The following is a 13,972-nucleotide window of genomic DNA, read 5'->3' as shown; positions in this document are numbered from 1 at the left end:
TAGTTCAGCACAGATGAATCGTGGAATCCGCTGCCGGAAAACAGTCGGAAACCTCGATGAACACGATGTGGAAACAGCTATGTATCTTTAGCAGAAATAATGAAGTAACAACAATCTAAGAACCATGAACAAGAACAGTAATCAAACAAAAGAGTCTATTCTCAGCAAAGACGGAGTCAGTTATCTCATTCCCTTTATACTTGTAACTTCCTGTTTTGCCCTGTGGGGTTTTGCCAACGACATTACCAATCCTATGGTGAAAGCTTTTTCCAAGATATTCCGGATGAGTGTTACCGACGGAGCACTGGTGCAGGTAGCCTTCTATGGCGGATATTTTGCCATGGCCTTTCCGGCTGCCATGTTTATACGACGGTTTACTTACAAGGCCGGCGTACTGCTGGGACTCGGACTGTATGCCTTGGGCGCGTTTCTGTTCTTTCCCGCCAAACTGACGGGCGATTATTATCCTTTCCTGATAGCCTACTTCATCATGACCTGTGGACTTTCGTTCCTCGAAACGAGTTGTAATCCGTATATCCTGTCAATGGGTACTGAGCGGACGGCCACACGCCGTCTGAATCTGGCGCAGGCTTTTAATCCGATGGGGTCACTGTTAGGCATGTTTGTGGCAATGAATTTCATTCAGAATCGTCTGAATCCGATGGATACCGTCGAACGAAGCCAACTGACGCAGGCCGAGTTTGAGCAAGTGCGCGATTCCGACCTGGCAATACTTATCGCTCCTTATCTGGTGATTGGGGTCATCATTCTGATTATGCTGTTGGTGATACGCGCGGTGCGCATGCCGCATAACGGCGACCAGTCTCATTCCATCGATTTCCTGCCCACGTTGAAACGCATTTTCTCCATCCGTCATTATCGCGAGGGCGTGGTGGCACAGTTCTTCTATGTTGGTGCACAAATCATGTGCTGGACGTTTATCATCCAGTACGGTACACATCTTTTCATGTCGCAGGGTATGGAAGAGCAGGCAGCCGAGGTGCTTTCGCAAAAGTACAACATCGTGGCTATGGTGATATTCTGCATCAGCCGTTTCATTTGTACCTTTATGCTGAAGTATCTCAATCCGGGCACGCTGCTGAAGGTGCTTGCGCTGGTAGCTTGTGTACTGACTCTTGGAGTCATGTTCCTGCATAACATCTTTGGCTTGTATTGCCTGGTGGGCGTATCGGCCTGTATGTCACTGATGTTCCCCACTATTTACGGTATAGCCCTGAACGGCTTGGGCGACGATGCCAAGTTTGGTGCCGCCGGACTGATTATGGCCATTCTGGGAGGTTCGGTACTGCCGCCGGTACAGGCTGCTATCATCGACTGCAAGGTGCTGATGGGTATGCCTGCTGTCAACCTGTCGTTTGTGCTGCCGCTGGTGTGCTTTGTGGTGATTGTGATCTACGGCCACCGCGTAAGGCGCATTCGTTAGAAGGTCGGGTGCGGGCGGGGCATAGCCTGTTCTTAAAAAGCAAGGGTAAAATTCGTTCCCTTTCGGGGAAAAACGCTACCTTTGCCGATTAAAGAAAATCAATACGTTATGCCATTAAATTTACCCGATAAGCTGCCTGCCATCGAGTTGCTGAAGGAGGAGAACATCTTCGTCATCGATACCTCCCGTGCAACCCAGCAGGACATCCGCCCGCTGCGCATCGTCATTCTGAACCTGATGCCGCTGAAAATAACTACCGAAACGGACTTGGTGCGCCTTCTTTCGAACACCCCGTTGCAGGTGGAGATACAGTTCATGAAAATAAAGAGTCACACCTCGAAGAACACCCCTATCGAGCACATGAAGGCGTTCTATAACGACTTCGAAAAAATGCGTGCCGAGAAGTTCGACGGTATGATTATCACCGGTGCGCCGGTCGAGCAAATGGACTTCGAGGAAGTGACTTACTGGGACGAGATTACCGACATTTTCGACTGGGCACGCACGCATGTCACTTCGACTTTGTATATCTGCTGGGCCGCGCAGGCCGGACTTTATCACCACTATGGCGTGCCCAAATATCCGTTGGACAAGAAGATGTTCGGCATTTTTGCCCACCGTCCGCTGCAACCGCTCCATCCCATTTTCCGCGGATTCGATGATATGTTCTACGTGCCCCACAGCCGCCATACCGAAGTCCGCAAGGAAGACATTCTGAAGGTGCCCGAGCTGACACTGCTCTCCGAATCGGAGGATGCCGGCGTACACTTGGTGATGGCACGCGGAGGTCGTGAGTTCTTTGTTACCGGACATTCCGAATATTCCCCGCTGACTCTGGATACCGAATATCGCCGTGACCTGGCCAAAGGCCTGCCCATAGAGATGCCCCGCAACTACTATGTGGACGACGATCCCGAAAAAGGTGTCCGCGTGCGTTGGCGTGCTCATGCCAATCTGCTGTTCTCCAACTGGCTGAATTACTTTGTATATCAGGAAACTCCGTATAACATCAACGAAATAGAATGATCAGACAACGGAAAATCGAACTGCTGGCTCCCGCCAAGAATCTGGAATGCGGGATAGAAGCTGTAAACCATGGAGCAGATGCTGTCTATATCGGCGCGCCCAAGTTCGGTGCGAGGGCTGCTGCCGTCAATTCGCTGGAAGACATTGCAGCTCTGACGGACTATGCCCACCTGTATGGCGTACGCATCTACGTGACGGTGAACACCATCCTGAAGGACGAGGAACTGGAGGAAACAGAACGCATGATCGATGCCCTGTACCGCATCGGTGTAGATGCACTGATTGTGCAGGACATGGGCATCACGCGGCTCAACCTGCCACCCATTCCTCTCCATGCCAGTACGCAGATGGACAACCGCACCCCCGAGAAAGTACGCTTCCTGGCCGATGCCGGTTTCAAACAAGTGGTATTGGCGCGCGAACTGTCGCTGCATGAGATTGAAGGCATCCACCGTGCTTGTCCCGACGTGCCGTTGGAAGTATTCGTACACGGTGCGCTGTGCGTCAGCTACAGTGGGCAGTGTTATGTCAGCCAGGCCTGCTTCGGACGCAGTGCCAACAGAGGCGAGTGCGCGCAGTTCTGTCGTCTGCCTTTCAGCCTGGTCGATGCCGACGGAAAGGTGATTGTCCGTGACAAGCACCTCTTGTCGCTGAAGGACCTGAACCAAAGCGAACTGCTGGAACAACTGTTGGATGCAGGTGCCACTTCGCTGAAAATCGAAGGCCGGTTGAAGGATGTGACCTACGTAAAGAACGTCACCGCAGCCTATCGGCAGAAGCTGGACGAAATCCTGGCACGCCGTCCGGAGTATGCACGTGCTTCGTCGGGCCGGTGTCATTATACGTTTACTCCCCGTCTGGACAAAAGCTTCAGCCGTGGATTTACCCACTACTTTCTGCAAGGACGCGAGCGCGACATCGCCTCGTTCGATACCCCCAAGTCGCTGGGCGAGGCGATGGGAACAATGAAGGAACAGCGCGGCGGCTGGATCAGCGTGGCAGGTGTCAAGCCTTTCCACAACGGTGACGGCGTCTGCTATCTGGACGAACAGGGGCGTCTGCAGGGGTTCCGCATCAACCGTGTGGACGGCAACAAACTGTATCCGGCGGGCGAAATGCCCCGTATACGTCCGCGCACGCCGCTCTTCCGCAACTACGACCAGGACTTTGAGCGGCTGTTGGGACGCAAGTCGGCCGAACGGAAAATCGCTCTTGGCTGGGAATTGGCCGATACGCCCTGGGGATTTGCCCTGACGGCGACCGACGAAGACGGCTATCATGTTACCCTGGGATTTGCCAGCGACAAGCAGCCGGCACGTACCCCGCAGGCCGACAACCTGCGCACACAGCTGTCCAAGCTGGGCAACAGCCCCTTCGAAGTGGCAACGGACAAGAAGACGGGTGCGCCCGACATTGCGCTGCGTTTGTCGGACAACTGGTTCATTCCCTCGTCGGTGCTGACCGACTGGCGCCGTCAGGTGGTGGAGCGGCTGACAGCCGTACGCCGCGCAGGTTACCGTCGCGAGCTGGCGGTGTGGAAACCTACCACTCACCGTTTCCCGGCCACTTCGCTGACATATCTGGGCAATGTGATGAATGCCGCTGCTCAAAGCTTTTACCAGGAACACGGACTACAGTCCATTGATCCGGCGTTCGAGAAACAGTCGGTGCCCGAGGCTGTGCTGATGTTCTGCAAGCACTGTCTGCGCTATAGCATGGGCTGGTGTCCCACGCATCAGCACGGTCGTTCGCCCTATCGCGAGCCCTACTATCTGGTGGGAACCGACGGACGCCGTTTCCGGTTGGAGTTTGACTGCAAACGGTGTCAGATGAAAGTAAGCCTGGCTTCCGGCCCCACTTCCAAAGAGAGGGGAGAGTGAGGACGGCCAATGAAAATGTATTGAAAGAAAGAATGAAGCATGAGGAATGAAGAATTTGTAAAGGGAGAACGCCGGTTGAAGAGCATACGGACAGACGGCCTGAAGAGGGTCGGCAGAGCTTTGTGTGCCCATTTTCTTTCTTTATATGCACGGATTGGGCATATATTTTTTTTATTCTTCCTTCTCTCGCTGTCTTCCTGCCACTATCCGCGCATTGCGCTCGATTCGGAGGAACTGACGGGACGTCAGCGCGATTCGCTGGCATGCCTGTACAAGTACAATTATGCGTGGAACACCAATCTGGAGCTTCGGACTGATTCGGTGGAGCTGGCCTGCCTGCCGGTGAAGGACAGTTACAAGACGCTCCACAAGGGCGACCGTGTGGTAGTGGCCGAGTTTGCCATTCATCCGGCCGACTCGGTGGACTCGGTATGGGTGAAGCTGGCCCACACGCAAGAGGTGCAGGGATGGTTGCGCCAAAGCGACATGAAGCGTGCCTTTGCGCCTACCGACAGCATTTCGCAGGCCATCTACCTGTTTAGCGACACGCATGCATCCTATTTCGTCATCGTATTTGCGCTGTTCGTAGCCGTGTGGCTGTTTCGGGCATTCCGCAAGAAACAGCTGAAACTGGTCTACTTCGACGATATCGACAGTGTATATCCGTTGTTGCTCTGCCTGCTGATGGCCTTCAGTGCCACGATTTACGAGTCGATGCAGGTCTTTGTGCCCGCAACGTGGGAACACTTCTATTACAATCCGACGTTGTCGCCCTTTAAAGTGCCGTTCGTGTTGTCGGTGTTCCTCACCAGCATCTGGCTGTTCCTCATCGTGTTGCTGGCCGTGCTCGACGACCTTTTCCGCCAGCTTTCGCCAGCAGCTGCCGTATGCTATCTGTTGGGGTTGGCTTCGTGCTGTATCTTCTGCTATTTCTTCTTCATCCTGACCACGCACATCTACGTGGGCTATCTGTTTCTGGCTGTCTTTGTCTGGATATTTGTACGCCGGTTACGGCTCTCACTGCGTGCCGACCGCTACCGTTGCGGCAACTGCGGAGGCAAGATGATGCACAAAGGTATATGCCCGCATTGCGGAGCGGTGAACGAGTAACGACAGCCTTGTTTTGGATGCTTGCTTTTTGAGTACTTTTCTGTTTTAATCTCCTGATAATGTGTCTGTTATTTCCGTAAACTGCGCAACTCTGTTGTGCCCGGTTTGTAGAACACTTGTGTGGCTCGTGAGAGACACTTGTACGGCTCGCGAGCAACACTTGCACGGCTCACGAGCCACACTTGTGTTGCTCAAACGATTTGCAAGTGGCTTGAAATGGGTAGATGTGGCGCAGGTGGACGGCGGGCAGAAAACACAGATTCCCGCCTGCAGCCGCAACCCCAGATGGGGGGAGCGGCGACAGGCGGGAACCTGTGAAATGTTTATTTTTCAGAAACGGCAGCGCAGGTCGATGCCTATCTGTACGGGGCGTCCCATCTGGGCGAAGCCACGGCTCATGGTCTCGAACCAGAAAGCCTGATAGCGGGTGTTCAGCGCATTGTTCACCCACAGGGCTATTTGTCCGTTGCCTTTGTTCAGGCTGATGCGGCCGTTCAGGGTGCCGTACAGGGCCTGACTGGCGTTGTTCTCCTCGGTCCAGTAGATGCGTCCGGCAGCTTTGTAATGGGCGTTCAGGGTGATGTTGTCCAACCAGGCACCTTTCTTCAGACCGATGATGTATTGGGCACCGATGTTGAACGTGTGTTTGGGAACGAAGGGTACGTAGCGGCCGTTGTAGTTCACTTCGTCGCTCACGACGTAGTCGGTGAATGTGGCGTAAGTGTAGCCGTAGCTTCCGTTCAGCGTCAGGTCGTTGGTCAGTTGGGCGCGCAGGGCTGCTTCGGCTCCCAGGCTCCGGCTTTTTCCGGCATTCACGGTGATGCGTCCCAGTCCGCTGGCGGCGAAGCGCGAAATCTGCTGGTCGCGCGTGTCCATGTAGAAGGCGGCAAGGTCGGTCTGCAAGCGTCCGTCGAGCAGGGTGAGGTGGGTACCTACTTCGTAGTTCCACGAATATTCGGGGCGGTAGAGGGTGGCTTGTCGTACGTCGGTTTCGGCTTTCTGTGCCATGCCGTTCAGCATGCCGATGATCTTCTGTTTGGTGGCGTCGTCTATCATGCCCACGCCTTCGATGACGGGGATGGTGGCCGATGCCACGTCGCCCATGTTGGCGCTGCGCATGTCGGTCTGCAGCAGGTCGCTGAACATCTGTATGTTGTAGCCGCCCGAGCGGTAGCCTTTGGAAACGCTGGCGTAAATGTTGTTGCGGCGGTCGAAGTCGTATTGCAGGGCTACTTTAGGAAGCAGCTGGATGTAGTCGTGGTTCAGTTTGCCGCGGTAGCTGAGGCTCTGGTCGAAGCGGGTTTCGGGCACCATGGGGATGACGCGGTCGCCCGGTGTCAGCTTGCCGCTGAGCGAGTAGGTGTGCGAATAGGTGCAACCGGTGTTGTAGTCCAGCTTCAGACGTTCGTAGTCCATTCGCAGACCCAGTGTGAGCGAGAGACCCTCGGCGCCGAAGAGGTCGTTGAAGGTGGACTGGTGGAAGAGGGCGGCGTTTAGCACGGGTGTGTCGAACACGCCGCTGATGGGCAATGTGCTGCCGCCAATCACGTCGCTGAACACGAATTGCATGGTCATGGGACCTTGCGAAATGGTGGGCAAGTAGCGGTTGGCATTGTCGTTGGTCATGCTGTTCAGCCATGCCATGCCGTCGCTCTGGAAGGTGACGGGGGCATCTGTGTGCAGCCATTGGTAAAAGGCACTGGCTCCCGTTGTCCATTGCCAGCGACGGCCGGGCTTCGACTTCAGTACCAATTCTTCGCTCAGCGTCTTCGAGTTCTGCTTTTGCATCATGGTGTAGATGTTCTGTTCGGTGAAGTCCTGGTCCAGATCCATGTGGTCGTCGAGCAGCTGGAAGCCCGTCACGCTGCTCAGCACAAAGTTGTCGGCCTGGTGCTCCAGGTTCAGACCGCCGTTCAGCAAGTTACGTTTGTAGCCGCTCCGGTGGTTGTAGGCGATGCGGCCGATGTAGTCGGCATGGTCTTCCTCGCCTTTGGTCACGCCGGTATATTCGTAGGGATATCCGCCCTGATGGGTGTATTCGTAGTTCAGGGTGAAGTCCAGTTTCAGGTTTTCGTTGGGCAGCAAGATGGCGCGCAGGCGTCCGCCGAACTCGTCGTCCTTGTCCACCCGTTCGTTATTGAGTGCTGCGTTCTTGAAGAACCCGCCCTTATGCTCGTAGAAGAAGTTGGCCGAGAAGGCAAACTGCTGGCTGATGCGATGGTAGTGGCTGACGCTGGCCTTGTAGTTGTTGTAGGTGGCGGCGCTCAGCGTGAGGTCGGTGCCCTGATAAGTGAAGGGCGATTTGGTGAAGACACGTATCAGTCCGCCCATCGTGTTGCGTCCGTACAGGGTACCCTGCGGGCCGCGCATCACGTCGATGCGTTCGATGTCGGAGTAGTTGAAGTCGAAGGCCGACTTGTCGATGAAGGGAATGTTGTCCACGTACAGTCCGACGGCGGGCGTGTTGATACGCGAACCGATGCCGCGCACGTAGACCGAAGTAGTCAGTTTCGAACCGTAGTCGGGGATAAACAGGTTGGGCACAAGGGCCGACAGGTTCTTGACCGACTGCACGGCGTTGTTGCGCATGTCGGCCTGCGACAGCGATGTGGCCGAGAGGGCCTGTTGGCGCAGTCGGCTGTTCTCTTTCGGTGTGGCGATGACTACTACTTCTTCGATATCGACCACTTTGGTGGTGTCCTGTGGAACTTCTTCTCCGCGGACTGTCTGCGTTGCTCCGATGGCCAGCAACGCCAGTACGTTCAGGATGATTTTCTTCATGAGCTGATGTATTGTCTATTCAGGCCGCAAAGTAAAGGCAAATCGGCGGAACGTGCAATCCTCACTTATGAGGAAATCGGGGTGGGTCAGATGGCGTCGGCTTCCACATAGCCGTGCATCACGGCATAGATGGTAAGCCCCGAGACGGACTTGATGCCCAGCTTCTCGGTGATGTTCTTGCGGTGGCTGATGACGGTGGTCAGACTGATGTTCAGACGGTCGGCTATCTCTTTGTTGATGAGGCCTTTTACCACCAGTACCAGTACTTCGATTTCGCGCGCCGTCAGTTCGTGACCGGCGGGCATGTTGGCGGGTTTCTCTCCGACGGGCATGGCGGGTGCGGGCAGCTTACCGGGATGCCCGTGTTTGTGTCCGTGGCCGTGCAGGTGTACGATGCTTCGTACAAGGTCCTTCTCGGGCTGGCAGATGTTCAGTGTCAGCACGCCGGCCAGTTGCGGGTTGCCTTCGCCCGCTGCCAGCACAATGGTTTTGGGGCGCCGCGGCAGGAAGAAAACCGTATGCTCAAAATAGACCTGCGCCGAAACGAAGTAGTGCGCGTACATGTCGGGCGTGTCGTCTGCGAAGGCGGCAAACGAGGGGAACATGCGGATGACTGCACCCGGTATGAGCTCTTCAAGCAGGCCGCACAGGCCTAGGCTGCTCAGTGTGTTCGGGTCGATAATGGCGATTTCGGGCGAGGGCATACTTTGGAATTAATGATTGATGTGTCTGCAAAGAACGTCATTTTTGCGGAAACCGGCAAATGGCAGAAACAAAAATACCGGTGACAGGCTGATAAAGAATTTCCTCTAAAGCTGACTGACATTCAGAATCGGGTGGAAAAAAGAACATAATTGTTTGCTTTTTGTGCATTCTTTAGTATATTTGTATAATCTTTGTTGCTTATCACAATTAAGACGCAAAACTTATTATTTACTTAAATTTAATATCATTATGTTTAAAGCTCCTTTCTCTTTCGACGGACGTATTCGTAGAATCGAGTATTTTCTGTCTGCCGTTATCAGTTCTGTTTTTGGTGGTATAGCTATGGCGCTGGGCGTAGGAACCATGTTTTTAGGCGCGGCTTCCAATTCGGCTGGCGGTTTTGGTTTTGGTGTGCTGATTGGTTTCGTTGTCCTCATTGCCGATGCATGGTTCGGTCTGGCGCAGGGTGTGAAGCGTCTGCACGATGTTGACAAGTCCGGATGGTTCATTTTGCTGGGTCTTATTCCGCTTATTAACATCATTCTGGGGCTGTACATGCTGTTTGCCGATGGTACGGTAGGTCCTAACCAATATGGTCCCGACCCGAAGAACCGTATGCCTTACCAGCAACAGCCCTCTTCCATCAACGTAACAGTGAACGTAGGTGGCGAAAAAACAGCCAGTCAGGCTTCGCAGGCTCCTTCTTCAGCTCCCGCCGAAGGAGAAGAGGTAAAATAACGTTCCCTCTGAGGAATTAAGAATATCCGCAACTATCATTCGCAAAGGACAGGGCAATACGGGGTTTATCCGTTGCCTTTCCGAAGCTTTGAAGGAAGTTGCGGATATTTTTTGTACAAGTACTTTATAGACTGTATATTTAAAGAACTCCGCAATACTGTGCTGCCGCCTCGGCACACCGCTCTCCGTCTACTCCGGCAGAGACGATGCCGCCTGCATAACCGGCTCCTTCGCCGCAGGGGAAGAGGCCGCGAAGGCGGACGTGTTGCAGGGTGTCGCGATCGCGTACAATGCGTACGGGTGCCGATGTACGGGTTTCGACGGCTATCATCACGGCTTCGTTGGTCAGGAAGCCGCGGGCATTGCGGCCGAACTGCTGGAAACCTTTGGCCAGGCGGTTGGCGATGAACGGAGGCAGCCAGAAGTGTAGGGGCGAAGCTATCAGCCCCGGAGCATACGACGACTCGGGCAGGTCGGCACTGAGGCGGCTGTTCATAAAGTCGGCCATGCGCTGGGCTGGTGCCGTCTGACGGCGGTTGCCCTGCTGCCAGCAGAGGCGTTCAAGGTGTTCCTGCAGGAAAAGCATGTTCAAAGAAGAACTTCCTTCGCCTGTCTGTAGTAATTCTTCAGTCTTCATTCCTAATTCTTCATTCTCCAAGTCTTCCGGTCTGATTTCCACGACCATTCCGCTGTTGCTCCAGCGCGAGCCGCGGTTACTGGGACTCATGCCGTTCACCACAATCTGTTCGGGACCGCTGGCTGCGGGCACGATGAAGCCACCGGGGCACATGCAGAAGCTATAAACGCCACGGCCTTCGACCTGCGTGACAAAACTGTATTCGGCTGCGGGCAGATACTTGCCGCGTCCGTTTTTGTTGTGATACTGTATCTGATCGATGAGGTGGGCGGGATGCTCCAGTCGCACACCTACGGCGATACCTTTGGCCTCTATCTCTACGTTGTTGGCGGCCAGCCAGCGATAGACGTCGCGGGCAGAGTGGCCGGTAGCCAGGATGACAGGGCCGAGGAATGTCTGTCCCGTGTTGGTCTCGATGCCCTTTACTTCATCGTCTTCGATGAGCAGGGCGTCCATACGGGTCTGGAAGTGAACTTCACCGCCGCACTGAAGGATGGTGTTGCGCATGTTCTCGATGACGCGGGGCAGTTTGTCGGTGCCGATGTGCGGGTGTGCATCCACTAGAATGGAGGTGGATGCGCCGTGTTGGCAGAAGACGTTAAGTATCTTGTCCACATTGCCGCGCTTCTTGCTACGGGTGTACAACTTGCCGTCGGAGTAGGCTCCTGCGCCACCTTCGCCGAAGCTGTAGTTCGACTCAGGGTCTACCGCCTGCGTGCGGCTTATCTGGGCAAGGTCTTTTTTGCGTTCGCGTACGTCCTTGCCGCGCTCTACCACAATGGGGCGCAATCCCAGTTCGATGAGGCGCAGGGCGGCGAAGAGTCCGCCGGGGCCGGCACCTACGACGATGACTTGGGGGCGACCTTCTACATTGTTGTATACGGTGTGCAGGTATTCGTCGTCTTTGGGCACTTCGTTGACGTAGGCACGTACGGTGAGGTTGACAAACACTGTCCGCTGGCGGGCGTCGATGCTCCGCTTCAGGATGCGGGTGGCGTTGAGTGTTTTCTCGTCAAGGCCTTTCTCGTGTACGAGGTAGGCTTTCAATTGCTGTTCGTTAGCGGCTACTTCGGGTAGCACTCTGATGTTATATTCTTGTATCATATTGTTTTATTAAACGCAGATTAACGCAGATTATCGCAAATTAAAGGACATATCTTCTTATGCCATTCTGCAAATTCATATTATAGAAATTAATAAGTAAGCCTAAATGAACTTGGCTCAATCTTAAATAAGTCATTATCTGTGCTGTATGGATAGGTGAAATTTTCTCCACAGTTTTCAGTTCGATAATGATTTTGTTCTCTACTAAGATATCGATGCGGTAACCGCAATCCAATGTTATACCTTTATAGAAGACTGGTAAAGGCTTTTGCCGTTCGTAATGGATATTCTTTCCACTCAGCTCATAACACAGACAGGCTTCATACACACTTTCCAATAAACCAGGTCCCAGTTCTTTATGTACATTATATGCACATCCCAGTACTTGATAGGATAATTCGTTTGTTTCTTTATCTATATTTACCATAGTAAATTTACTTTGCGTCAATCTGCGTTAATCTGCGTTTTATATCTCTATCCAAACAGTGCCCTAAATGCTTCTTCCACCTTCCTCACCGGCACCAGTTCGATGCTCAGTTTCTTCGTGTTCAGCCCCTGCAGGTTGTACTTAGGCAGGAGGAACTGTTTGAAACCCAGTTTCTCGGCCTCGCCGATGCGTTGCTCGATACGGTTCACGGGACGGATTTCGCCCGAGAGGCCTATCTCGCCTGCCATGCAGACGCCCGGCTCAATTTCCGCATCCATGTTGCTGGAAAGGATGGCACTGATGACAGCCAGGTCGATGGCCGGGTCATTCACCTTGAGGCCGCCTGCAATGTTGAGGAAAACGTCTTTCTGCGCCAGCTTAAAGCCTACACGCTTTTCGAGCACGGCCAGCAGCATGTTCATGCGGCGGATGTCGAAACCCGTGGCCGAGCGTTGCGGATTGCCGTAGACGGCGGAACTGACCAGTGCCTGTGTCTCGATGAGGAAGGGACGTACACCTTCGATGGCCGAGGCGATGGCCACACCACTCATGCCTTCGTGATCCTGACTCAGCAGCAGTTCGGAGGGGTTGCTCACTTGGCGCAGACCGTCCTGACGCATTTCGTAGATGCCCAGTTCGGCGGTGCTGCCGAAGCGGTTCTTGATGCTGCGCAGAATGCGGTACATGTAGTGCTGGTCGCCCTCGAACTGAAGGACGGTATCGACGATGTGTTCCAGCACTTTGGGACCTGCGATGCTGCCTTCCTTGTTGATGTGGCCAATCAGGATGACTGCCGTATGCGTTTCCTTGGCGAAGCGCAGAATGCTGGCGGCACACTCGCGCACCTGGGCGATGCTGCCCGGCGAGGATTCCAGTGCTTCGGTCGAAATGGTTTGTATGGAGTCGATGATGACCAGGTCGGGGAGTGTGTTCTTGATGTGGACGTAGATCTGTTCGAGCGACGTCTCGCACACGATGAGGCAGTCCGACGATTGTTTCGTCAGCCGTTCGGCACGCAGTTTCAGCTGTCGCGCGCTTTCCTCGCCCGAGATGTAGAGGATGCGTTTCTCGGGCATCCGCAGGACGGTTTGCAGCACCAGTGTCGACTTGCCGATGCCCGGCTCTCCGCCTATCAGCACCAGCGACCCTTGCACCAGTCCGCCACCCAGTACGCGGTTCAGTTCGGCGTCGTGCAGGTCGATGCGGGGTTCGTCGGCCGCTTCAATCTCGTCCAGGGTGACGGGCTTGGACTTGACGGTCTCGATGCCCGAAACGGGGCGTTTGTTGGCGGGCTCCTTGCGTACGATTTCTTCGACGAAGGTATTCCACTGTCCGCACGCGGGGCACTTGCCCTGCCATTTGGGCGACTCTTGTCCGCAGTTGCTGCATACGTAGACGGTTTTCTCTTTGGCCATAATCGGAAGATTTAATGAATTATGGCCTCAAAGGTACTTTATTCACCACAGAGTACACAGAGTTTCACGGAGTTTTTTTACTTTTGTTCGTGCGGTGCACGGGCCGACGGCTGTGTGTCGCGATGTGAATATGAACCGATTCTTTAACAACTGAAATTATGATAGACGAAATTCTGAAATTCAACAAGCAGTTTGTGGCCGACAAGGGATACGAGAAGTACATCACGACGAAATATCCCGACAAGAAGATTGCCATCCTGTCGTGTATGGACACCCGGCTGACGGAGTTGCTGCCAGCGGCTTTGGGCATCAAGAACGGCGATGTGAAAATGATTAAGAATGCGGGAGGCATCATCTCGCACCCCTTCGGCAGTGTGATCCGAAGCCTGCTGGTAGCCATCTACGAGCTGGGCGTGACGGAGGTGATGGTGGTTGCCCATTCGGACTGCGGCGCGTGCCACATGAGCAGCGAGCAGATGATTGAGCACATGAAGGCCCGCGGCATCCATCAGGAGACCATCGACATGATACGTTTCTGCGGTGTGGACTTCGAGTCGTGGCTTTACGGCTTTGGCGACACTGAGAAATCGGTACGCGAAACGGTCAGTGCCATCCTGAACCATCCGCTTATTCCGCACGACATTCGTGTGTCGGGTTACATCATCGACTCCGTAACGGGTGAGCTGACCCCCGTAGAATAGCTTC

General features: G+C 54.2%; 11 protein-coding genes. 6 read left to right on the top strand and 5 right to left on the bottom strand.

Annotated elements, in window-relative coordinates; all coding sequences use genetic code 11:
* Positions 1 to 124: 124 nt before the first annotated feature.
* From fucP to Q3C19_RS02390, 4 genes are all read left to right on the top strand, one after another.
* Positions 125 to 1,444: an L-fucose:H+ symporter permease gene (fucP, locus tag Q3C19_RS02405; RefSeq protein ID WP_071148523.1), complete on the top strand. Its 1,320-nt coding sequence runs from the start codon at positions 125 to 127 to the stop codon at positions 1,442 to 1,444.
* A 108-nt stretch (positions 1,445 to 1,552) separates the two neighbouring features.
* Entirely contained in the window at positions 1,553 to 2,470 is a 918-nt protein-coding gene (metA, locus tag Q3C19_RS02400) for a homoserine O-succinyltransferase (RefSeq protein ID WP_277121463.1), read from the top strand.
* Positions 2,467 to 4,350 carry a U32 family peptidase gene (locus Q3C19_RS02395; protein WP_277121461.1) on the top strand — a complete coding sequence of 628 codons (1,884 nt, stop codon included), beginning with the start codon at positions 2,467 to 2,469 and terminating at the stop codon, positions 4,348 to 4,350. The genes metA and Q3C19_RS02395 overlap by 4 nt, the downstream gene beginning before the upstream one ends.
* Before the next feature lie 39 nt (positions 4,351 to 4,389).
* Positions 4,390 to 5,460: a hypothetical protein gene (locus tag Q3C19_RS02390; RefSeq protein WP_302726982.1), complete on the top strand. Its 1,071-nt coding sequence runs from the start codon at positions 4,390 to 4,392 to the stop codon at positions 5,458 to 5,460.
* Between the two features lie 330 nt (positions 5,461 to 5,790).
* Here the strand turns inward: Q3C19_RS02390 and Q3C19_RS02385 are convergent, their stop codons facing one another.
* Together Q3C19_RS02385 and Q3C19_RS02380 are read right to left on the bottom strand one after the other, a co-directional pair.
* Positions 5,791 to 8,241, bottom strand: coding sequence for a TonB-dependent receptor (locus tag Q3C19_RS02385; protein ID WP_302726980.1), 2,451 nt, complete (start codon positions 8,239 to 8,241; stop codon positions 5,791 to 5,793).
* 86 nt (positions 8,242 to 8,327) lie between these two features.
* Positions 8,328 to 8,945, bottom strand: a complete 618-nt coding sequence (locus tag Q3C19_RS02380) for a response regulator transcription factor (protein WP_022161968.1) — start codon at positions 8,943 to 8,945, stop codon at positions 8,328 to 8,330.
* 250 nt (positions 8,946 to 9,195) lie between these two features.
* On the opposite strand from Q3C19_RS02380, the gene Q3C19_RS02375 reads away from it, so the two are divergent.
* Positions 9,196 to 9,684, top strand: coding sequence for a DUF805 domain-containing protein (locus Q3C19_RS02375; RefSeq protein ID WP_022161967.1), 489 nt, complete (start codon positions 9,196 to 9,198; stop codon positions 9,682 to 9,684).
* Between the two features lie 139 nt (positions 9,685 to 9,823).
* Here the strand turns inward: Q3C19_RS02375 and Q3C19_RS02370 are convergent, their stop codons facing one another.
* From Q3C19_RS02370 to radA, 3 genes are read right to left on the bottom strand one after another with little or no spacing between them, the layout of a single operon-like run.
* Positions 9,824 to 11,425, bottom strand: coding sequence for an NAD(P)/FAD-dependent oxidoreductase (locus Q3C19_RS02370; RefSeq protein ID WP_302726977.1), 1,602 nt, complete (start codon positions 11,423 to 11,425; stop codon positions 9,824 to 9,826).
* 40 nt (positions 11,426 to 11,465) lie between these two features.
* A complete protein-coding gene (locus Q3C19_RS02365) occupies positions 11,466 to 11,852 on the bottom strand; it encodes a GxxExxY protein (RefSeq protein ID WP_302726975.1) in 387 nt (128 codons plus the stop codon).
* A 47-nt stretch (positions 11,853 to 11,899) separates the two neighbouring features.
* Positions 11,900 to 13,267, bottom strand: coding sequence for a DNA repair protein RadA (radA, locus tag Q3C19_RS02360; protein WP_302726973.1), 1,368 nt, complete (start codon positions 13,265 to 13,267; stop codon positions 11,900 to 11,902).
* 158 nt (positions 13,268 to 13,425) lie between these two features.
* Between radA and Q3C19_RS02355 the strand changes: the two genes are divergently transcribed.
* On the top strand, positions 13,426 to 13,968 hold the full coding sequence (locus Q3C19_RS02355) for a carbonic anhydrase (protein ID WP_071148528.1): 543 nt from the start codon (positions 13,426 to 13,428) through the stop codon (positions 13,966 to 13,968).
* Positions 13,969 to 13,972 lie beyond the last annotated feature (4 nt).

The sequence above is a fragment of the Bacteroides sp. ET489 genome (assembly GCF_030518095.1).
Lineage (GTDB): Bacteria > Bacteroidota > Bacteroidia > Bacteroidales > Bacteroidaceae > Bacteroides > Bacteroides ndongoniae.
This window is presented reverse-complemented; position numbering and strand designations above follow the sequence as displayed.

What these genes read in the sequence shown, in the direction of transcription:
- fucP (WP_071148523.1), top strand. Translation starts at nt 125, where the DNA reads ATGAACAAGAACAGTAATCAAACAAAAGAGTCTATTCTCAGCAAAGAC.
- metA (WP_277121463.1), top strand. Translation starts at nt 1,553, where the DNA reads ATGCCATTAAATTTACCCGATAAGCTGCCTGCCATCGAGTTGCTGAAG.
- Q3C19_RS02395 (WP_277121461.1), top strand. Translation starts at nt 2,467, where the DNA reads ATGATCAGACAACGGAAAATCGAACTGCTGGCTCCCGCCAAGAATCTG.
- Q3C19_RS02390 (WP_302726982.1), top strand. Translation starts at nt 4,390, where the DNA reads ATGAGGAATGAAGAATTTGTAAAGGGAGAACGCCGGTTGAAGAGCATA.
- Q3C19_RS02385 (WP_302726980.1), bottom strand. Translation starts at nt 8,241, where the DNA reads ATGAAGAAAATCATCCTGAACGTACTGGCGTTGCTGGCCATCGGAGCA.
- Q3C19_RS02380 (WP_022161968.1), bottom strand. Translation starts at nt 8,945, where the DNA reads ATGCCCTCGCCCGAAATCGCCATTATCGACCCGAACACACTGAGCAGC.
- Q3C19_RS02375 (WP_022161967.1), top strand. Translation starts at nt 9,196, where the DNA reads ATGTTTAAAGCTCCTTTCTCTTTCGACGGACGTATTCGTAGAATCGAG.
- Q3C19_RS02370 (WP_302726977.1), bottom strand. Translation starts at nt 11,425, where the DNA reads ATGATACAAGAATATAACATCAGAGTGCTACCCGAAGTAGCCGCTAAC.
- Q3C19_RS02365 (WP_302726975.1), bottom strand. Translation starts at nt 11,852, where the DNA reads ATGGTAAATATAGATAAAGAAACAAACGAATTATCCTATCAAGTACTG.
- radA (WP_302726973.1), bottom strand. Translation starts at nt 13,267, where the DNA reads ATGGCCAAAGAGAAAACCGTCTACGTATGCAGCAACTGCGGACAAGAG.
- Q3C19_RS02355 (WP_071148528.1), top strand. Translation starts at nt 13,426, where the DNA reads ATGATAGACGAAATTCTGAAATTCAACAAGCAGTTTGTGGCCGACAAG.